Origin of the sequence: uncultured Arthrobacter sp. (assembly GCF_947495145.1) — a bacterium.
Classification (GTDB): domain Bacteria; phylum Actinomycetota; class Actinomycetes; order Actinomycetales; family Micrococcaceae; genus Arthrobacter_D.
On record NZ_CANLXP010000033.1, the window covers coordinates 1 to 19,336 of the forward strand.

Genomic DNA, 19,336 nt, shown 5'->3' on the forward strand with positions numbered 1-19,336 from the left:
TTTTCCCCGAAACGACGGGCATTTCGTGTTTAAAACGCCGGAGACAACCAAACCCTCATCGGTGGATCAAGGCTAAGCCAACGACGAGCTGACCCCGGAGCAGGTTTTCCTCACGGCCGTCGATGATGCCCTCGACCAGCGCCGGGCACACCGGGTCGAAAAACTGATCCTCGCCGCGAAATTCCCGATCCCGCAGGCCTCGGTGGCCGAGATCAGCTACCAGGAGGGCCGCGGGGTCACTCCGGTCAGGATGAAACGCTACGCGCGCACCAGTGGAGTTAGGATCCGACGAATCTGCTGATCATCTCACCCACCGGCGGAGGCAAAACCTTCTTGGCCTGCGCGATCGGAATCGCGGCCTGCTAGAACGGGCACATTGTCGCCTACGCCCGGATGGATGATCTCGCCCGACGGTTGCTCATCGCCCGCGGCGACGGCATCGGACATCAGAAGCTGCTCAACGAGCTTTCGGACGTGGACCTTCTAATCATCGATGACTTCCTCACCGTCGGCATCGACCCCGAAGCAGCCAACGACCTCTTTGCCGTCCTAGCGAATAGGGAACACCGGCTGCCCACGCTCATCGCATCACAGTCCGGACCGGCCTGCTGGGTCGAAGCCCCCCACACCGCGTCGCAGCCGATTCGATCGTGAACCGGCTGGCCAACAACGCCCGCCACCTCAACCTCGGCGAAATCGACATGCGAAGACTCCGAGCCGCCCAAGCACGAGCAGAACCTGCCCACTGGGAATAACAGCCACGCACTGACTTGGTGCCGGCCCAGTACCCGGCCGGTGCCAGGCCAGGAACCGCGGTGCCAACTCGCTAGACTGCAGTACCACCCGGCCCTATGCGCCACCATCCGCAACTTCACCAACTACCGACTCAGATGCCTACTCTCCGCCGGCGGCCACACCCATGCTCACTCATCTGCGAATCCCAATAAGGAACACGGTTTCACCGCCTCTCACTGCCCCCGCCCCGTCATGCTGACTCTTTCTACATCCTGTAGCAGTTCCGCGGCTCTTCCGAGGAAATTATGCCGCCCAGCAAGGGCAATCGATTGCGCCGACGCCATCGCATAATCGCTCGCCAACAACTTCACAACGGCATCGGCAAAGACATCACCCAATTCGGACGATCTTGCTCCGGGACTACCCTCGACAAAACAATCGAAGTTGACGGAGTAATTTGCTCCGAAACCTTGGTGGCGAAAACCTATTGCCGGGGTACCCTGAGCAGCAGCTTCAAGGGCACTGGGAAATCCGCTATCCCGGACACTCGTATACAGTAATACGTCATTTCGGCGGTATATTTCTGCCATTGCGGCTGCTTTCACCCATCCGAGCCAAGTTATGTGATTCTCCACCCCCAGATGATTCGCCAAGCTACGCAACCTTTCCATCTCAGGTCCAGTTCCTGCAATTTCCAAATGCGCTTCATTCTCCCGCGCAATCAAGCGAGACAGTGCCCAAATCGAAATATCGGGCCGCTTACTTGCCACGAGTCGACCAGCCCATAGAAGTTTATTGCTTGTGGATGTCATTAATTTAGGCGCTTTAGCGATTTGATCTGCTCGAAGGACATCCGCAGACATCGTCACCAATTTAGTTCCGCCTCTTCGCTTGAGCACCCTGAGCGTCTCGTAGTTGCACGCGATATATGTCACCTCCGAGCTCCGTCGGAGGGAGCTCAAGGAGTTAGTAAGAACCGAGAAATTGCGCACCAATTCGAAAGCGTCGCGACTGCGAAGTATCCATTTCCACGGCGCAAGATGGCCTCCCCCAAGGGGGCCCCACACGAGGTGCTGGTTACGAACCGGAACGTGTTTGTGCAACGGACTCCGGAGCCGCACACTGCTCCACGACACATGATGAACTAGGTCAAACTCGGTCGCGCGGTCGCGAAGAAAAACGGATGCCGAACCTAGCCACTCCCGATAGATAGTGAGGTTCTTCATCGCACCCAGAAAGGCCACGGTGGGAGCGGGCCGCGTCCGCCCTGTCTGCGACAGGATTACCTCAGCGTTCAAACTCTTAGCCGTGGTTTGAGACCGGTGAGTGAAGAGAACTACTTCGTGTCCTGCCGCTAGGTATGACTCCACCCATCTGGCGGCCAGACCTGGCTCAGAATTAGTGGACGGGTCACACTCGAACGCCAGAACCATAACTTTCAATTTAGTCAACCAACGCTTTCATCCAGGCCGATAAGGTTTCATTACGCCATACATTCACGTCCGGCATCTCAACGCGGACGCCCTCGGCAAGCAAGCCCCTCACAACTTCAAATAAGCGCTGGCTGTCCCCCAAAGGAACAAGACAGCGATCATCTACAAGGTCAGGCAGTGCTCCAGCACTGTAGGCAGCCACCGGCACGCCGAAAGAAAGCGCTAGGACGACGGACCCGCTTTGTGTGACCTGTCTGTAAGGGGCAACGAGCACGTCGGCGTTCGTGACCTCTGCTGTCAGCAAGTGATCATCGACTCCCCTTGAATCCATACGGTCCACCAGCATTAACCCCTCAGCGGCATTTCTAATTTCAGGAGTCAGCTGGCCACGCCCGCAGAATACGAACTCCCCATCGAAGTCCCTCGGAACGACCCTGAGGAAGTCCGCCATTTCCATCGGAGACTTGTCCGGTCGCAATTGCCCGAGAAATAGTACCCGGTGGCCCGCTCTCCTATGCTCGTTGATGGTCTTGTGGTGGGCTACATATTGGCTATAAGGCAAATGCGGTACGACCATCACTCGGGACTCAAGTGTGGGGTCTTCCAATAAATGACGCAGCCGGTCGCTGTGGATGACAAGACGAGCATTCTCTCTCAGGCCTCTTTCTGAACGCGCAAGGAGGCGAGATTCTGGTCGCCGAGATTTGGGATTGTGCACGACATACACGATCCGCAGGTTGAACTTGGCGCACATTCTGAAGAGATACCGGTCAGCCGCCCCGCGGCACCATACGAGGATAATCGTATCGCCCAGAATTGCGCGCAATATAACGGCAACAAGCACTGAGAAGTAAGACCATAAAATCGATATTCGAGAATGACCATCTCGACTGAATTTATGTCCTGACAAAGTGTGAATGGCTTCTGGACGCCATCCCGAAAGTGCGCCGGCATACCTCACATCCAACCCGTCGCTAAGAAGCAGCGCCAGTTCCTTACCGTAAGGATTGCCATAATCCGGGTCGTAAACGACTATCGATCCATTACCTTTTCGCATAAAGCACGCCTAAATATCCTAAGAGCGTCATTGATTCAATTAGTAAAGTTGATATTCCAGCTCCTACGATACCATCGCTTGGTATAAGCACAAGCATCGCCAAGATACCGGAAAGGACTGCGATCAATTGTACGCAATTACGGCGCCCCATCATCATTTTCGCAAACATCAATTCACCTAAAGTATAGTGAACACCCCTCAAAACGACCGCTAGTCCGAAGAGAAGGATCAAGGGCTGAACCGATGCGTACTGAATTCCGATCACTTCCGAGCACAAATAGGGCCAAGTTACATATACGATGCCGCTCAAGACGCAGCCGCTGAGACTCGTACCCACGATTACAGAAAGTGCCTCACCTCGCGCCTCCTGCCCGTTACGGCGGTACCACCCCGACATCTTCGAGGATAACAATGCCCTCCCGGGAATCATGGCGTAGAAGGTCAAGCGATACGGAATCGAGTAGAGCGCCACCTCGTCTGCCCCACGCATGAATCCAAGGAAGAGCTTATCCATATCGTCACTGCATCGGGACAGTAATGAACTACTCGTCGAGTATCCGCCTGCTTTCCGATCGGCGAAGAGTTCGCGCATCGGCAGGAACCGCACTCGGCCTTGCTTAGGCAAGAGGAGCCAAGAGCAGAAGACAGCCGGCAAGGCGAATAGAATTAGAACGTAGGCGTAGTACTCGACGGAGGGCTCAGGATGGAACAGAAGCGCCAAAGCTCCAGCCAAACGAGGCACGCTGACCAGCGCGCTCGAAAGGGAAAGTGCCGCAGGTCGCCGAGCACCTATCGAATGCGACATTAATAACGTAAAAGCAATAAGCAGCCAGCACTCAGCAAGAACCATGGCCGCGATGGCGATAATTTCGGTATCCTGAGAATAGGGATAAACGACGGCCATGCAGATGCAGACGAATACTGGACCAGTTACGGTGCAGACGGTTAGAAGAGCGCTTCTGTAATTCACCTGAGACGCCCCCCGCGAGGAGTCTCGCAGAACCTTGAACGGCAACCCCAGGGTGGCGATCGGGCCTATGATGGCAAGCGCAGCGCTGATCGCCGAAACGATGCCGACATCTTGCAAAGGAAGCTCACGGCTAATTAGAAGAAAGGCGACCGCCACAAACCCGGTGCGAATAAGCTCACCTAGTAAAGCCGCTCGCTTCACCGCGGAACCCTAGTAAGACTTATGGACAGAGCCAGGTAGATGAACACCAGCGAATAGAACGGTCTATAAGCAGCGTGCTCAGAGAATCCATACATCACCGTGATTGCGGTAATTCCACAGAAAATGGCCACAACGAGTTTGCCACCTTCAAGTCTGCTCGGTATGGCTCGAAATAGCGTAAGAACCTGCGCTCCAAGGATAAGTATCGCCAGAGTCCCCCCGATGACGCCCAGGCTAAGGTAGAGCTCAATCCACGTGTTGTGAGAATGTACTGCAGCATCCCCGAGCGTAGTGCGTCCCTGCCGTCCACCGTCGGAACTCCAAAACGCTTCCGCGCCATAACCGAATATCGGACGGGCAGCCACCGAAGTCCATGCATAATCCCAAATATCCGTCCTACCCGTGAAGGTGATGTCCCTGCCGGTGAGCGTGAAGAATAGTCTGTAAGACATCGGCACCACGACCAAGAAGATACCAACGACGAAGGTCGATAGGGCTACCTGCAACGGGCTGAGGGGCCATCCCACTTTAAGAACCAACAGGAATACCGCAAGGAACGCAACCAATGTTGTCAATGCCGTCGCGGATTCGGTGTACCAGCAGAACCAAGTCGAGAACATGAACGCCATCCCAGCGAACAACTTGCCCCACGATCGAGATGCCCACAAACTTGCAACACTCAGGATCGCGCAATAGGTAGCTATGCGCGCAATTTCATTCCTTGTTCCAAATACCCCGGTAACCGGATCGTATATGCCAACGCGTAAAAAGAACAGGGAGGGCACGAGCACGGCAAGCAAGCCAACAACAGCCCCGCCGATCAGCATCTTCGGAGAAAGCGCGAATCCAGTTCGGATGCTAACTAGCAAGGTGACCAGTATCATCCCCACAGTCAGCGCCGAGTGAACGATATCAACCGAAAATGGCACAGACGCTGCCATCAAACCGATGAAGATGAAGCTTGGCCACAATAGGGACCACTTAGGCGGTGCACCGAGCACGAGGATCAGGCAGATGCCAAGATACTTGAGTAAATCAAAAGCGATCGAAACAGTGGAAGCTGAGATATGTAATACGACTGCTAGCTTCTCGGGAGAGGGCTGGCTCGACGTTGCAATCAGCACGACCCAAGCAAGGAAGAGAACTCCCTGCTTGGACCAGAACTTCGGCTCCTTCACCGCTTCATCCGATCCACCCCTCTGCGCTAGCAACCTTTGTTCTTGCATGATTCACGCCCGTTGCGCAGCGAACTTCCGAATGGTTTCCTTGGGGTCAAGGATAGAAGCGATAAGAAAGCTCCAAGCCGCGCGAAGGTACCGTTTCGCCGCCAATTCATTGCCTGTCTGGCGGAAATGACGAGCGGAAATGTTCTCGCGCTTGTCTCGCATGGTAGCGCGATACGATCTTTTCCAAGCCGAGTAAGTGACACTATCTCCGCCTCGGGAAGCGCGCAGATATCTTCGCACAGCCTGCTGTTCGTCGATCCTTCCGGCTGTGATCGACCCACCATGCAGCCGATACTTGAGGAGCGGATGTGCGACGTAGTGAATACGATGATCTCCAGCTATTCGGACTGCGAGTTCCAAGTCGGCCGCCACTGGAAGATCCTCAGTGAACCACTGCGTCATGACCTCGCGCCGCACCACCCAACCTGAGAGCGGGACTGGCATGACGAAGTCGTTGACCAACAGTCGCCGGATGTCCGATTCCGACCAACGGAGTCCCTTGAACCGAATAGACGCACCTTTGCTGTCAATTTGCCGAACAGCACAACAACTCGCGGCGAATTCCGTACTGCGAGCGTCGAAAGCCTCCATCTGAGCCTGCAACTTCCCGGGCTCCCACACGTCATCTGCATCGCAGAACGCTATGAACTGACCTCTGGCGCGAGCGATAGCTATGTTCCTTGCCTTTACGTTCCCCACTCGGTCCGCACGAATCACCACGATGGATTCATCGGCTCGTAGTGCCTCCGCGGCACTCCCATCATCTGAGCCGTCATCGACGACGACCAACTCCAGTTGATATCCGGCCGGAAGAACTTGCGACCGGATCGATTTAACCGCTTCGGAGATGAACTTCCGGCCGTTGTATACCGGCATCACGACGCTGATAATCACTTTGAAATCTTTCCCCGAGTCGGTGCGCAGTTGAAGTGATCGACGATGAGGGCGATATTGGCCGCTCGGAGAGTGCGCAATGAACGTTTGCGAATTGCCTCTATCACCCTCGCGGCCTCGCGGAAGTGCCCCCTACAGGCGAACTGTTACAGCCTACAGCACCTGACCAGTCTGATCGGTACTGAACTCCGCCTCAGCCTGCGTGGTGCAACACACCTCTATGCTCAATAAGCACGCGTCAAGTACAGCTCCGTAACCATGCCCGGCGTGCACGTACTAGAATCGGGGCGTCGTCTCTAGCTTGTATGGGGCGTAACAGCCGCTATGGGGAAGGCCAAGAGCTTGGATTTGAGTGACTACTTGCGTCTGCTACGACGAAGTTGGATTACGATTACGTCCGCAGGCCTACTCGGCCTACTGCTTGCGATCGCCATCTCGCTTGCCATACGGCCCATCTATACTGCCGAAACTGAACTGTTTGTAGCAACGCAGAGTTCAGGGTCCGCTCAGGAACTGCAACAAGGAAACTCCTTCACACAGGCACGGGTACAGTCCTACGCGGAGACCGTAGAGACTCCGGCCGTGCTCCAACCAGTGATTGATCAACTCGGGCTGGAATCAAGCGCGGCCGATCTCGCGGAGCAAGTAGGAGCAACGGCGGACGCCAATACAGTCATCCTCTCGATCACCGCGGGCGATGAGTCTCCGGCTCTCGCCGCTGCTATAGCCCAGGCGGTGGGTGACAGCTTGATCGATGTCGTGCAGCTTCTGGAAAGTCCGGCGGAGGGAGGCATCTCGCCGGTCAAACTGTCAGCTATAACCCCTGCCGTAGCACCCCTTGAGCCATCATCGCCCAACCTCAGACTCAACTTAGCTTTAGGACTTGTCGTGGGTTTGTTGTTCGGCGTGGGTATCGCAATTCTCAGGGTAGCTATCAATACGAAAGTGCGGAGCGAAGATGACCTCCGTCGTGTCACAGACGTTCCCGTTCTGGGTGGGATTGCCTACGATGCAGATGCTGTGAAGAAGCCGCTGCTCACACAAACCTCGCTCCAAGGCCAACGAGCGGAATCATTCCGTCAGCTCCGAACTAATTTGCATTTTGCTCATGTGAACCAGAAGTCCACTGCACTTCTAATCACCTCTTCGTTGCCAAGCGAAGGTAAGAGCACAACGGCCACAAACCTTGCCATCGCAATGGCGCAGTCTGGCCAGCGGGTCGTCTTGGTGGATGCCGATCTTCGTCGCCCTCGCATTGACGGGTACCTTGGCTTGGAGCGAAATGCAGGTTTGACTACCGCCCTCATCGGAACGGCAGACGTCGAAGATCTGCTCCAGCCCTGGGGCGAAGATGAGCTGTACGTCCTGACGTCTGGGCAGATTCCGCCGAACCCCAGCGAACTCCTTGGATCATCAGCAATGAGGGCGTTAATCACCAAGCTTGAGTCGATGTTCGACGCCGTCGTAATAGATGCCCCACCCTTGCTACCCGTCACAGATGCTGCTGTGTTATCACAGCAGGTTGGAGGTGTGGTGCTTGTTATTGGATCATCGAAAGTCAAGCGGCCCGACGTCGAAAGGTCGCTCAGCGCGCTTCAACTCATCGAGGCGAACCTGCTAGGAGTCGTACTCAATCTGCTTCCCGCCAAGGGCTCCAACGCATACAGCTACAGCTACCTCCCGCAAGAAGATGCCGTAGTACGTGCGAAACCGCCTCTTCAAGCGGCTCGTATGAGGCTGCAGTCCGGAGGCGAGCGTCGTACGGCGACGCAACTGCTTCGCAGCCGTAAGCAAGACTGAATCAGGTACAGCGCCGAGGGCGGTTCACGTTTGGGGGGGACAAGGGAATGAAACGAACGGCATTTAGACGACGTGCTAGTGGAAGCGGTGATCACACTTCACAAGAGACACATCGAGTAGCAAGTAGCATCGAGTGGTTGACGCGCTATCCGCGGCTGCTTTCTATCGTTGACCTCATCGTCGTTCTGTGGGCGACTGCAGGAGCGTTCATCGTGCGGTTCGGTCTGACAAACGACGCAAACACCGAACCAATATCTACCTATGCGGCCTTCACGGTATTACTGGCAGGAGCATGGTGGCTCATGCTCGGGGCGTGGGAGACGCGGAGCGCAACGGTCCTAGGATCGGGGGCTGAAGAATATAAACGGGTATTCACGGCGTCTCTATGGCTATTCGGGCTGATTGCAATCCTGTCCTACGCCTTCCGCTATGACACTCCACGAGGCTACGTGGGTCTCGCTTTACCTGCTGGACTGATTGGGCTGCTGATAGCGCGGTGGATGGTGCGGCAGATTCTTCGTTCCGAGAGGTCGCACGGACGCAGTTCATCAAGAGTGCTTGTTATCGGCGGCATGTGGGCCGTGGACCATCTTGTATCCGCCTTGCGAAAGGCGCCGCTCGCAGGATACAGACCTGTGGGCGCGCATTTCACTAATAACTCAAACGGACTGACGCTCACTCGAAATTCTGATGTCGTCGTCACCGATAGTGGCACCACTACGGAGTCCATCTTGCAGTCGATCGATGCCGTTGGCGCTGACTCCGTAGCAATATCCGCCGGGTCTAATCTGCACCCTCACACGCTGCGCCAGCTTGGGTGGGAATTGGCGGCTCGCGATATTCGGCTGATCCTAGCACCAGCTCTCACCGACATCGCTGGCCCCCGAATTCACACTCAACCGGTCGCAGGATTGCCGCTCGTCCACGTCTCAACCCCCAAACTCACCGGCGTATCGCGCCTACTCAAGCGGGTATTCGATATCGTCGGGAGCGCATCCCTCATAGTGCTTCTGTCGCCCGTGCTGCTTGTCATCGCAGTGCTTGTCAAGGTGACTAGTACTGGAAGTATCTTCTATTCACAAGAACGTATTGGCGTGGGTGGGGCGACCTTCAAAATGCTCAAATTCCGATCCATGATCGCGAATGCGGATGCCCAGTTGAACGCGCTACTGGCCGAGCAAGGAAGGGAAGCGCAACCGCTTTTCAAGGTGGAGGATGACCCCCGGATCACTAAGGTCGGCAAATTCTTAAGAAAATACTCCTTAGACGAGCTACCGCAGCTGTTCAACGTCCTGCTGGGAAGCATGAGCATGGTCGGACCTCGGCCCCAACGTGCTAGTGAAGTCGCGCTTTACGACGACGCCGCCCATCGACGCCTATATGTGAGTCCGGGAATGAGCGGACTGTGGCAGGTGAGTGGGCGTTCGAACTTGTCCTGGGAAGAATCCATACAACTTGATTTGTACTACGTTGAAAATTGGTCCCTTACGCAGGACCTGTTGATTCTGTTCAAGACGTTCCGTGCTGTAGTAGCAGGAGACGGGGCTGTCTAGACCGCCGCGTCGATCTCCTAAGACCTGTTGAAGAACATCCGCCAGTTCAGCACGAAGTGAGTGTGCAATAAATGAAGTCCACCAAGCCTACTTCTCAGGTGTTCCTACGCCGATTGAGCACCGCCTGCGCGGCGCTAGTGCTGATCCTGACGCTTGCGGCTGCGTGGCTAGCCGTCCGGGCTAACGAGGTGCAAACCCACCTCAGTGAAGCCGCTGCCCTACTACCAAGTCTCCTCGAACAAGTGGAGGCGGGTGATTCAGATTCTGCCCAAGGAACTCTCGCGGCCGTTAGGCAGCATGTTGCGGAGGGTCATGCGGCCGGCACGGATCCCGTGTGGAGAGCCGCCAGCTTGTTACCCTTCTTTGGTCCGAACTTCAGAGCAGTGACTGAAGTCACGGTTGCAGCTGACGATGTAATCAACCGGGCAGCAACCCCGCTGCTTGCTCAGCTTGACACGATCGCCTGGCGGGAGCTGATTTCGACGGATGGAAGAGTGGACGTCGGTGCGATCAGTGATTTGGCCCCTGAGCTGTCAACAGCACACGCCACCGTTGACCAGTCTCACAGGCGTCTCGCAGCAATTGACGAAAACGCCCTCATTCCGCAAGTGGTAGAGCCGCTAACGAAAGCATCTGCAGCTCTTAGTGAGGTATCCACCACTCTTTCGCATGCCTCTTCCCTAGCGAACCTGTTGCCCGGCATGCTCGGTGCGAATGAACCACGCTCATACCTCTTACTCATTCAGAACAGCGCGGAAATCAGAGCCACTGGAGGTATACCCGGGGCACTAGCCGTAGTGCAGACGACCGATGGCAGAATCGCCCTGGTCGAGCAAACTTCCGCCTCTGAAATTGGGGAATTCGAGCCAGCACTCGCTGTTGAGCCTGAGCAGACCCTTATATATTCGGATCGCATGGGGAGATTCATGCAAAGCGCGAACCTCACGCCAGAGTTCCCTACGGTCGCAAAAACAACTATGCGCATGTGGGAGCAGCGCAACAACGGCGAGCCATTAGATGGTGTTATCGCCCTTGACGTCGTCGCTTTGTCCAATATTCTGCGAGCAACCGGCCCGGTCGAGCTGAAATTCGAAGATCAGCAACTCAGCGATCGCTTCAGCGCCTCTGGCCTTCCTTCTTCCCTAACTTCGGACAACGTTGTCTCGACCCTGCTTTCTGACGTCTACGCCGCCATTGAAGAGCCAGCGCTTCAAGATGCTTACTTTGCCGCCGTCGCTGGCGAGATCTTCGATGCACTCGCGGCTGGCGGCGGGGAAAGCGCCGACTTGGTACAGGCACTCGCGAGAAGCACCAACGAAGGACGTCTCTATGTGTGGTCGGCGGCGGCAGAGGAGCAAGACATTATTGCAGCTTCTCCGCTTGCTGGCAGTGTTACTGGCACGGGGTCAGGAGGCGCGTCGTTCGGCGCTTATTTCAACGATGGGACGGGCGCGAAGATGGACTATTACGTGAAACGAACGGTGCGCCTACAGCGGAGTTGTACGCCAGAAGGCTACCGCCAATACACGCTGACAACCACACTCTCGAATTCCGCGCCATCTGATGCAGCCCGATCTCTGCCCCGCTATGTGACCGGCGGCGGAGAGTCCGGCGTTCCGCCGGGCACCATACAAACGAACTTTGTAGGTTATGGACCTCAACAAGCGCTGCTTCAGAAAGCTCGGATAAACGGTGAAGCGGTTCAGGTTGGATCCTTTCGTCATGGAGACAGACCAGTAGGGCTTCTGACAACGAGCCTTAGGCCAGGCGAAACCGCGACCGTTGAATTGGACTTCACCAACGTGGCTCAGCAATCGGAGCCTACCTTGGACGTGACGCCGACTATCCAGCAATTAGAGGATGTCCTGCTGCCACTCAAGAGCGACGACAGCTGCAAGCAGTAACAAGCACCAACATGAACTTTGCGTTACATACCTCTCTGAATACCGGACGCTTTCTGAATTGAGCTATCACTAAGGTAGAGTTTGTTGCGGAAACCCTGAGGAAGTCCTGCAGGTTCGGTGGCTATTGCTCTCCCCGACTGTTGGTAGACTTTTTTCGGGGTAGTCGGGGCTGAGGGGAATACATCTTCAGGTCGAGCACTGCTAGAAATCTGTCGTATACACCTTTATTGGGGAGTCTCTATGAAAAAAGCTATCGCAGCCGTCGCAATTGCCGGCTCAATCACCTTCCTAGGGGCCGGCGCTGCGCAGGCCTACACTCCTGACAGTGCACCGGGCACCGTCAGCGACGGAACCGTTGCTCCGGGCGAAGCTGTGGTCTTCAGCAGCAGCCAGGGCCTGTTCAATGCTTTTGAGCCTATCGATATCGCTGTTGATTTCGTTGCGGGTGAGCCTGCCGCAGCGGGTGCTGCTGGTGGAGCTGGACGCGTCGGCACGGCCCTCGGCGGTCCCATCCTCCCGATGGCGATCGTCCTCACTGACACCGTGACTGCCGACGCGGAGGGCAACTTCTCCTACTCGGTAACGCTCGAGGAAGAGGGCAACTACACCCTCACAGCTACCGGGCGTGAATCCGGAGTGACTGTTTCTTCATCGGTCGCGGTCGACGCCCCGGAAGCAACAGTAGCTGGGGGCAACACCGGCTCGACCGGCACCACCAGCGGCGGGCTCGCCAACACCGGAATCGATTCCGCAATGCTTCTCTGGGGTGCTGCTGGCATCGGCGCACTCGGCCTGGGCGCAGGAAGCATCTTCGTCGCACGACGCCGCGCAGGCGCCGAGGCGTAAGCACCAAAGCAACACACGAAAGCCCCGGTCCAGAGCCCGCGTGGGCGGGTTCTGACCGGGGCTTTGTGCTTGCCGACTCCGATAAAAACAGAAGCACCGGTCAGATACTACTGACCGGTGCTTCTGCGACTTACTCGGCTCGCTCAGGTATTTCCGTCGAACAGGCTCGTCACTGAACCGTCGTCGAACACTTCGCGAATCGCCCGCGCTATAAGCGGCGCGATAGACAGGACGGTCAGCTGCGGGAAGCGCTTTTCCGGCCCTATCGGCAGCGTATTGGTGACCACAACTTCCCGTGCCCCGGACTCCGCCAGACGGCGTGCTGCGGGATCCGAGAACACAGCGTGAGTCGCTGCGATGATAACGTCCTTGGCGCCGGCGTTTTTCAGGACCTGAACGGCGCCGGAGATGGTTCCGCCGGTGTCAATCATGTCGTCGATGAGCACGCACGTGCGACCTTCAATCTGTCCGACGACGGTCTTCGAGACGGCCTGATTGGGAACGGTGAGATCGCGGCTTTTGTGCACGAACGCCAGGGGCGCGCCTCCCAACCTCTCAGCCCACTGCTCGGCCACGCGCACACGACCGGTGTCCGGCGAAACCACTGTAATATTGTCTGCGTCGACGCGGGTGCGGATGTAGTCGGCGAGCAGCGGGATGGCCATGAGGTGGTCTACCGGTCCATCGAAGAAACCCTGAATCTGCGCCGTGTGCAGATCCACCGACATCAGTCGGTCTGCTCCCGCGGTCCGGTAGAGGTCAGCAACCAGACGAGCGGAGATTGGCTCCCGGCCGCGGCCCTTCTTGTCCTGACGAGCGTAGGGGTAGAAAGGGGATACGACAGTGATCCGCTTGGCCGACGCTCGCTTCAGCGAGTCAACCATGATCAGCTGCTCCATAAGCCAATTGTTCAGGGGAGCAGGATGAGCCTGAATGACGAACACATCAGTGCCGCGGACGCTCTCTCCCGAACGGACGTAGATTTCACCGTTCGCAAAGTCGTAGGCCGAGATCGGCAGGAGCTCCGTGTCCAAGACCCGCGCGATCTCCTCCGCCAGTTCCGGATGGGCCCTGCCCGAAGCGAGGACCAGCTTCTTTTCCCCGCGTGCCGTAATCTCGCTCATGAAGGATCGCTTTCTTCCGTAGATGTAGTTGAGGAGGAAGCTTGGGCAGCTGACGTGGCCGATGCGGTTCCTGTGCGGTTTTTTCCGACCCAGCCATCCAGGTTGCGCTGCGACGCAGCAACAATGGAGAGCGCTCCGGCAGGGACGTCCTTGCGCACAACGGCACCTGCACCCGTGTAGGCGCCATCACCAATCGATACTGGGGCCACAAAGACAGTATTGGAACCAGTTCGGACCTCGTTGCCGATGATCGTGCGGTGCTTATTAACGCCGTCGTAATTGGCGGTAATGTTTCCGCAACCGATGTTGGTGTTCTCGCCGATCTCCGCATCACCGGCGTAACCGAGATGGGAAAGCTTGGAACCGCGGCCGATGGTCACGTTCTTGGTCTCGTAGAAGGCGCCGATCTTGCCCGACTCCCCCAGCACCGTACCCGGTCGCAGGTAGGTGAACGGGCCCACCGAAGCGCCGGCGCCAATGCGTGCACCGCTGCCGTGAGCACGGATCACTCTCGCGCCCTCCTCGATCACCACGTCCGTAAGCGTGCAGTCCGGACCAACAACAGCATCGCGAGCGACTTGAGTTGCTCCGTGAAGCTGCGTCCCCGGGAGAATAGTGACGTCTTCATCAAGCTGGACGTCAACGTCGATCCAAGTGCTGTTCGGGTCCGCGATAGTCACGCCCGCGCGCATCCACCGCTCCAGAGTGCGACGGTTGAGCTCCGCCCCGAGCGCTGCGAGCTGTACGCGGTCATTCGTGCCCTCGACCTGCCAGCGGTCCGCGGACACGACAGCAGCCACACGGCCGCCAGCCTTCCGGGCAATCGACGGCACATCGGTCAGGTACATCTCTCCTTGAGCATTGTTCGAGTCAACGCCGGTGAGGCTCTCGCGAAGCAACGCGGCGTCAAAAGCATAGATGCCGGAGTTGATCTCCTTGATCGCCCGCTGTTCGTCAGTCGCGTCTTTGTGCTCCACGATGCCCGTCACTGTGCCGTCTTCGGCTCGAACGATACGTCCGTAGCCGGCGGCATCGTCGAGAACTGCTGTGAGGATCGTGACCGCGTTGCCTTCCTGCTCGTGGGTACGCACGAGTTCCCGGAGCGTTGCACTGTCGAGCAGCGGGACATCGCCGTAAGTGACTACGACAGTTCCCTGGACCGCCGATTGTGCGTCCAGTGCCTCGAGAGCGACCTGCACAGCGCGTCCGGTGCCGGGGACGTCGTCCTGATCCACGATGAGGGCTCCGGCGTCGAGCTCGGCGATGTGCGCGGCAACGCGGTCCCGCTCGTGGCGGACGACCACCGCGAGTTCACGAGGCGCGAGACCACGGGCCGCAGCAATCGCGTGCCCAACCATTGAGGTGCCACCGATGCGGTGAAGGATTTTGGGGGTTCGGGACTTCATTCGGGTCCCGGCTCCGGCTGCCAGAACTATCACTGCTGCAGGCGTTGACTCCGCCTGGTTGGACTGGTTCTCGTGGCTCACGAAGAGGCCGCTCCTTGCCTGTCTCTGACGCCTGCTGGCCTGCCGTTCCGCCCATAGGATTCGAACCTATACTCCACAGCTCCAAAGGCTGGGGTGCTGCCGTTACACCAGGGCGGACCGCGTGCGATTCCGGCAGTGCCCGAACAGCTCACGCGACTATCTAGTCTGCCATGTCAGAGCGGCTACTGCGACTTGGCGCCTGCGTGCGAAAACCAGATCGGCCCAAGCTAAACCCAAGCCACTCGATGAAGACTGAGGCTCATCTACCTGATGACGCTCAACGAGGAGCTGGACATGGGACATCTGAAGGAAAGCATCCGCAATTTTGTGGAAAAGCACATCATCGCTGATGACCCCAGCCCGGAACGCTCGTGGCTCGACAACCTGTCAGGAGAGCTGGAACCTCCTGTAGAAGAACTTCCCGAAACGGCGTGAACCCGCTGGACGGGTGGGCCGCTCGATTGTGCGGCCTCTTCGTCTGCTGAAGGTATTACTCCCAGCACCGCGGCGGCCTCGAGATACTGCTCCTCGAGTAAATCTTGCGCGGGCTTGAGCTCCCGCAGTTTCGCGTCGAGGGCGACATTCTCGAAATTGACCGCGGCCTTACTGCCGGCGTCGCTCATCTACAGGTCGAACTTCTCGATCTGCGACTGGTCTTCGTCATCTGACGCTTGATACGCGTCAGGTCCTTCTTCGCCTTGCGTGCTTCCTCAGGTGGCGGGCCAGCGGAACTTGCTGCAAATACTGATTCTCGCCGCCGGACAGGTTTCCGAATCTTCCCGTCGTTCAACAACGTCAGCCGGGTATCGGTGACGCTGCTCAAGCAGGTGTCAGTTGCGCGAGACCACGATCAACGTGCCCATTCATTGGCTCATCCAGCACCAACACGCTCGGCTCCGCCACCAGCAGACGCGAAAGCTGCAGACGGCGCCGTCCCACTCGAGAGGCCACCAACCGGCGTCCGCTGCCGCGCGTTGGTGAACCCGAGCTGATTCGAGCTGGCTCGGCCGACACTTCCTCCGCGCAAACCGACACCACGCGCTCGCCCTGCTCGATCTCCACGGTGACTCGGAGATGTTTGACACCGTCGAACCCGCTCACGTCCTGCGACAACATCGCCGTTTGCTCGGTCCTGCCGCGCTGAAATCACAGAAGGATACCGCCGGGCGTTGGACCGTTCTTGCGTGGTGCTTAGGTCCCCAGCGCTTGAATCGACTGGACAGCGCAAAGGACTGCAGTGCACTAAGTGCCACTATTGTGCAGTCGAAAGAGGCCGCTACGGATGGCGCGACGGTGGCGAAAGTCATGGCGACAACAACACCCCAGGTGGTCGCAGTGTCCGGCCACTCGCAGATGTACGGGCAGGGCGGCGACGGCGCTCTTCCGGGCATCAACGAGCAAACCACGGCACCCTCCACAAATAATGCCCCGTACTCCCTTAAGGCCGTGCTCGACCTTATGTATCCGGGCCTGTTCACCCTTCAAAACAAACGCCCGCTCCGGTGAATCCTCTAACTCCTGGCTGACGCAATTGCCAATCACCCGCCCACACGACAACATCGAGTTCGTTTGGCTGGATTCTAACGATTTTGTCTACAACATCGACCCTATTGTGAATGCCAAGAACATCCGGCGAATTGCGGACGAAATCAGCAACTCCGGGTCGCAGCCCGTCTTTATTGGCGGGCACTTCACGAACATCCGAGCCGACACCCACAACAGGCAGGCCCGCGCCGCCATCGTCCGCCGAGTCGCGGAACGATACGGCAGCAGGTACATCGACGTTGCCGAATTGCTCAACGCCATTCCCTCTGTCGCGAATATCTGGACCGATGGGACGCCCCTCAACGACGCCGCATTCGCGCTGGTCGGGACTCGACTCGCGGCACTGATGGGCCCGAAGGGCATTCACCCGCCGAAGCTTGGGCCGGGTCAGCGCATCACGACGAACCACCAACTGATTATGGGTGGCGCACCTACAGGCAGACCCGGCGCGACGGACGGTAAGACGATCCTGCTCACCGCAGGCCAGACCGCCATCTTGCCATTCGACGCGACCGCACCCACGGACGCGCTGGTGCGGTTCTTCTCCGGCTCAACAGCCGGCGTCGGCACTGGACGCATCCGATATGCGCTAGGCAAGGCTGGTATCCCCGACCGCGCAGTGAACATCGAACCGCGAACGTTCACGACCGTGCGCGGACACACCCACCACGGCGGCCCCGATCTCGTGTTTGTCACTTGTGACACCGGCACACTCGCAATTGATTCCGTGGACTTCGCGCCACCGAAGAACAACGTACGTTCCGGCCTGACACCCGCTATCGAGGTAGTGAAATCGGACCTGTCCGGCACAGTCCTGGGCGGACCCCACCCCGGATACACCTACGCCACCGCCTACGACGAACAGACGCCGTTCAGTGTGATCAAGGCAGACGGCGCCCACGCAGACGCACGGATCGACTTCATGGTCACCCTCGGAGGCGCAACAGGCGGGCCCCAGGTCGTCGCGATTGCGTCCTGCCTCTACGGTGAAGCCACCGCTTCAATGGGCATCAAGGAGGGGTACGGCATCCGCCGCTCTGGGGCTTCTCTCATCGTGCGGAAGTTCACCGGTTCCGGCAACACCGACATCCTCAGCAACGGCGCGTTCTTCACCACGGGGCAAGACTGGACCGGCATGGTCTCGTTCGTCTTCACCGGCGGCAACGTTCAGGTTCTGATGAACGGTGTGGCCGCAGGCGCCGCAGTGGAGTCGGCATGGTCGCACTACATTCCCGGCGTGTACTCCGGGGCTGGCCCGCTGCTTGATATCCGTTCGTGCGCAGTGCAGGCCCCAGCAGGCCGCGTCTGAAGCAGCTATTTTCGTGGTCTGCCGAGTCGCCTTTCTGTCACTGATCTCCGTTTGCATGTTCAAGCTGGGCGATAGTGTCGCCCCTCGGACTCATCGTGAACGCCACATGTATAAAGAAGACATGCCTCGTATCCCGGACCAAGTTGCTCACCACACCGCTTTCATGTACCTAACGGAGGACGATGCGCGAAAAGACTCTGGCTATGGAGGGACGGGATTCGTTATCGAAGAGCCGTCAACTCCCGGACTGGCTCCTTTCAGATTCCTGATAACCAATTCCCACGTTGCATTAGGCGGAGCGAGCACTATGCGGAAAGCTGAAAATGGTGGTGACCTGGTCATGACATTTGCGCCGCATGACTGGCGGCACCATCCAACCCAGGATCTGTGCATGGTGCGAGTAGCGGGCCCGGCAGACGCCCAGCCACTGGTGGCAGGGGGATTGAAATTGGATGACCTGATGGGGTCGACCGCTCAGATGGATGCTCGGATGGTTGAGTTGAATGTCGGTATCGGTGACGAAGTATTCATGCCGGGTAGGTTTATCCAGCTTGAGCGGAGTGAGATAAGGCCCGTCTTGCGATTCGGCAACCTGTCTCTTTTCCCAGAAGCCAGGCTGAGAGGTGGGAACGGCCTCATGACTGAGGCCTATTTGGCTGAGATGAGATCGCAGTCGGGAGATAGCGGCAGTCCTGTATTCGTCTACATTGGCCCCGGCAGTGATCGGGGTAACGGGACAATGATGCCATTCTTCGAAGAGACAATTGGCCTTCTAGGAGTCGTGACAGGGCATATCGATTTCAATCAAGCGAATGCTTTGGTGATGGCAGGAAATCACGCTTGGTCAGGTAGTTACCCCGTCAAATACAACACCGCTATGGAGATCATCTGTCCGTCGTACCGGATACGTGAGTTGCTCGACCTGGAGGAACACGTAGAAGAACGTGAGCAGGAGATCCTCGAGGCGAGGAGCAACAGCAGATAAATCCGGCTTAGTGCAGTTGTAATCCCGTGCAAACAGAACACCCAATGGACAAGCGGACCAAGCCCTTGGCTCGTCTCGCCGTTTGATGAAAGCGCTCTTACTCCCCCAGTACCTATGCGGCCGCCATCCGCTGCTCCTCGAGGGACTCCTGCTCGGCCTGCAGCTCGCGGAGCTTCGCGTCGAGCCCGTTTGGCTGTGGCAGGTTGGAGTGGCCCCGGTGTGACGGTTTGAAGTGGCCCCACTTGTCGACTCGCCGGGCTTCTTGTG

The 19,336-nt window shown here is 57.7% G+C and carries 17 protein-coding genes, 1 tRNA gene and 1 pseudogene; 10 read left to right on the plus strand and 9 right to left on the minus strand.

What is annotated here, in order from left to right:
- Positions 1–333 precede the first annotated feature (333 nt).
- A pseudogene (locus tag Q0877_RS16525) lies at positions 334–654 on the plus strand (ATP-binding protein).
- Positions 655–968: 314 nt separating this feature from the next.
- Here the strand turns inward: Q0877_RS16525 and Q0877_RS16530 are convergent.
- The 5 genes from Q0877_RS16530 to Q0877_RS16550 form a co-directional block, all read right to left on the minus strand.
- The gene (locus Q0877_RS16530) at positions 969–1,598 is read right to left on the minus strand and encodes a glycosyltransferase family 4 protein (protein WP_299169894.1); all 630 of its coding nucleotides are present in this window, start codon (positions 1,596–1,598) and stop codon (positions 969–971) included.
- 580 nt (positions 1,599–2,178) lie between these two features.
- Positions 2,179–3,225 carry a glycosyltransferase gene (locus Q0877_RS16535; protein WP_299169895.1) on the minus strand — a complete coding sequence of 349 codons (1,047 nt, stop codon included), beginning with the start codon at positions 3,223–3,225 and terminating at the stop codon, positions 2,179–2,181.
- Entirely contained in the window at positions 3,212–4,396 is a 1,185-nt protein-coding gene (locus Q0877_RS16540) for a lipopolysaccharide biosynthesis protein (protein WP_299169896.1), read from the minus strand. The genes Q0877_RS16535 and Q0877_RS16540 overlap by 14 nt, the downstream gene beginning before the upstream one ends.
- On the minus strand, positions 4,393–5,574 hold the full coding sequence (locus tag Q0877_RS16545; RefSeq protein ID WP_299169897.1) for an O-antigen ligase: 1,182 nt from the start codon (positions 5,572–5,574) through the stop codon (positions 4,393–4,395). The genes Q0877_RS16540 and Q0877_RS16545 overlap by 4 nt, the downstream gene beginning before the upstream one ends.
- 51 nt (positions 5,575–5,625) lie before the next feature.
- On the minus strand, positions 5,626–6,516 hold the full coding sequence (locus Q0877_RS16550) for a glycosyltransferase (RefSeq protein WP_299169898.1): 891 nt from the start codon (positions 6,514–6,516) through the stop codon (positions 5,626–5,628).
- Between the two features lie 324 nt (positions 6,517–6,840).
- On the opposite strand from Q0877_RS16550, the gene Q0877_RS16555 reads away from it, so the two are divergent.
- From Q0877_RS16555 to Q0877_RS16570, 4 genes are all read left to right on the plus strand, one after another.
- Positions 6,841–8,316 carry a polysaccharide biosynthesis tyrosine autokinase gene (locus Q0877_RS16555; protein WP_299169900.1) on the plus strand — a complete coding sequence of 492 codons (1,476 nt, stop codon included), beginning with the start codon at positions 6,841–6,843 and terminating at the stop codon, positions 8,314–8,316.
- Between the two features lie 137 nt (positions 8,317–8,453).
- Positions 8,454–9,869: a sugar transferase gene (locus tag Q0877_RS16560; protein WP_299169902.1), complete on the plus strand. Its 1,416-nt coding sequence runs from the start codon at positions 8,454–8,456 to the stop codon at positions 9,867–9,869.
- 71 nt (positions 9,870–9,940) lie between these two features.
- Complete coding sequence (locus Q0877_RS16565; protein WP_299169904.1) at positions 9,941–11,773, plus strand: DUF4012 domain-containing protein; 1,833 nt, start codon at positions 9,941–9,943, stop codon at positions 11,771–11,773.
- A gap of 240 nt (positions 11,774–12,013) precedes the next feature.
- Positions 12,014–12,619, plus strand: a complete 606-nt coding sequence (locus tag Q0877_RS16570; protein WP_299169906.1) for an LPXTG cell wall anchor domain-containing protein — start codon at positions 12,014–12,016, stop codon at positions 12,617–12,619.
- A gap of 143 nt (positions 12,620–12,762) precedes the next feature.
- Here Q0877_RS16570 and Q0877_RS16575 read toward each other — a convergent pair whose 3' ends face one another.
- From Q0877_RS16575 to Q0877_RS16585, 3 genes are all read right to left on the minus strand, one after another.
- Positions 12,763–13,743 (minus strand): ribose-phosphate diphosphokinase, encoded by a 981-nt coding sequence (locus tag Q0877_RS16575; protein WP_299169908.1) that lies wholly within the window; start codon positions 13,741–13,743, stop codon positions 12,763–12,765.
- Positions 13,740–15,230, minus strand: a complete 1,491-nt coding sequence (gene glmU / locus Q0877_RS16580) for a bifunctional UDP-N-acetylglucosamine diphosphorylase/glucosamine-1-phosphate N-acetyltransferase GlmU (protein WP_299169909.1) — start codon at positions 15,228–15,230, stop codon at positions 13,740–13,742. The genes Q0877_RS16575 and glmU overlap by 4 nt, the downstream gene beginning before the upstream one ends.
- A gap of 45 nt (positions 15,231–15,275) precedes the next feature.
- Positions 15,276–15,347: transfer RNA gene (locus Q0877_RS16585), tRNA-Gln, on the minus strand.
- A gap of 153 nt (positions 15,348–15,500) precedes the next feature.
- On the opposite strand from Q0877_RS16585, the gene Q0877_RS16590 reads away from it, so the two are divergent.
- The gene (locus Q0877_RS16590; RefSeq protein ID WP_299169911.1) at positions 15,501–15,665 is read left to right on the plus strand and encodes a hypothetical protein; all 165 of its coding nucleotides are present in this window, start codon (positions 15,501–15,503) and stop codon (positions 15,663–15,665) included.
- A 104-nt stretch (positions 15,666–15,769) separates the two neighbouring features.
- Positions 15,770–15,898: a hypothetical protein gene (locus Q0877_RS16595; RefSeq protein WP_299169913.1), complete on the plus strand. Its 129-nt coding sequence runs from the start codon at positions 15,770–15,772 to the stop codon at positions 15,896–15,898.
- 151 nt (positions 15,899–16,049) lie between these two features.
- Here the strand turns inward: Q0877_RS16595 and Q0877_RS16600 are convergent, their stop codons facing one another.
- Positions 16,050–16,346: a hypothetical protein gene (locus Q0877_RS16600; RefSeq protein WP_299169915.1), complete on the minus strand. Its 297-nt coding sequence runs from the start codon at positions 16,344–16,346 to the stop codon at positions 16,050–16,052.
- A 189-nt stretch (positions 16,347–16,535) separates the two neighbouring features.
- Between Q0877_RS16600 and Q0877_RS16605 the strand changes: the two genes are divergently transcribed.
- The 3 genes from Q0877_RS16605 (at position 16,536) to Q0877_RS16615 (ending at position 19,069) form a co-directional block, all read left to right on the plus strand.
- The gene (locus tag Q0877_RS16605) at positions 16,536–16,736 is read left to right on the plus strand and encodes a hypothetical protein (protein ID WP_299169916.1); all 201 of its coding nucleotides are present in this window, start codon (positions 16,536–16,538) and stop codon (positions 16,734–16,736) included.
- Between the two features lie 25 nt (positions 16,737–16,761).
- Entirely contained in the window at positions 16,762–18,084 is a 1,323-nt protein-coding gene (locus Q0877_RS16610) for a hypothetical protein (RefSeq protein WP_299169918.1), read from the plus strand.
- 307 nt (positions 18,085–18,391) lie between these two features.
- Complete coding sequence (locus Q0877_RS16615) at positions 18,392–19,069, plus strand: hypothetical protein (protein ID WP_299169920.1); 678 nt, start codon at positions 18,392–18,394, stop codon at positions 19,067–19,069.
- Positions 19,070–19,336: the final 267 nt, after the last annotated feature.

What these genes read in the sequence shown, in the direction of transcription:
- Q0877_RS16535 (WP_299169895.1), bottom strand. Translation starts at nt 3,225, where the DNA reads ATGCGAAAAGGTAATGGATCGATAGTCGTTTACGACCCGGATTATGGC.
- Q0877_RS16600 (WP_299169915.1), bottom strand. Translation starts at nt 16,346, where the DNA reads ATGTTGTCGCAGGACGTGAGCGGGTTCGACGGTGTCAAACATCTCCGA.
- Q0877_RS16565 (WP_299169904.1), top strand. Translation starts at nt 9,941, where the DNA reads ATGAAGTCCACCAAGCCTACTTCTCAGGTGTTCCTACGCCGATTGAGC.
- Q0877_RS16555 (WP_299169900.1), top strand. Translation starts at nt 6,841, where the DNA reads ATGGGGAAGGCCAAGAGCTTGGATTTGAGTGACTACTTGCGTCTGCTA.
- Q0877_RS16605 (WP_299169916.1), top strand. Translation starts at nt 16,536, where the DNA reads ATGGCGACAACAACACCCCAGGTGGTCGCAGTGTCCGGCCACTCGCAG.
- Q0877_RS16530 (WP_299169894.1), bottom strand. Translation starts at nt 1,598, where the DNA reads ATGTCTGCGGATGTCCTTCGAGCAGATCAAATCGCTAAAGCGCCTAAA.
- Q0877_RS16615 (WP_299169920.1), top strand. Translation starts at nt 18,392, where the DNA reads ATGCGGAAAGCTGAAAATGGTGGTGACCTGGTCATGACATTTGCGCCG.
- Q0877_RS16575 (WP_299169908.1), bottom strand. Translation starts at nt 13,743, where the DNA reads ATGAGCGAGATTACGGCACGCGGGGAAAAGAAGCTGGTCCTCGCTTCG.
- Q0877_RS16570 (WP_299169906.1), top strand. Translation starts at nt 12,014, where the DNA reads ATGAAAAAAGCTATCGCAGCCGTCGCAATTGCCGGCTCAATCACCTTC.
- Q0877_RS16590 (WP_299169911.1), top strand. Translation starts at nt 15,501, where the DNA reads ATGACGCTCAACGAGGAGCTGGACATGGGACATCTGAAGGAAAGCATC.